The sequence below is a fragment of the Carboxydothermus pertinax genome (assembly GCF_001950255.1).
Lineage (GTDB): Bacteria > Bacillota > Z-2901 > Carboxydothermales > Carboxydothermaceae > Carboxydothermus > Carboxydothermus pertinax.
Genome location: NZ_BDJK01000075.1, coordinates 1 through 332, shown reverse-complemented (window position 1 = coordinate 332; position 332 = coordinate 1). Strand labels below are relative to the sequence as shown.

Annotated in this window: 1 protein-coding gene; it reads left to right on the top strand. The window is 34.9% G+C overall.

Features of this window, described 5'->3' with window-relative positions:
* On the top strand, positions 1-332 hold a 332-nt coding region (locus cpu_RS13035; protein ID WP_143299331.1), incomplete at both ends, for a transposase.

The following is a 332-nucleotide window of genomic DNA, read 5'->3' as shown; positions in this document are numbered from 1 at the left end:
ATTTAATTGATTTTTTGGTGGAGAAAGGTAATAAACATTTTGCTGATCCTAAAGCTACTGCTGAAAAACTAAAAATCGCTGCTCATAATGCCCATAGGTTAAGGGGTAACCTTTTGGAACCTGTAAACCTGATTTTAGCTACTAGCCTTGAAACTATTAGAACTTTAGAAAAACAAATTAAAAATATTGATAAAGCTATTGCTAAAGAAATAGCCCATTTTAAGCATACCCTTGATTCTGTACCTGGCCTTGGTCCAGTTATCTGCGCCGGTATTATTGCTGAAATTGGTGATATCCACCGTTTCCCTAATGATTCAGCTTTAGCTAAATTT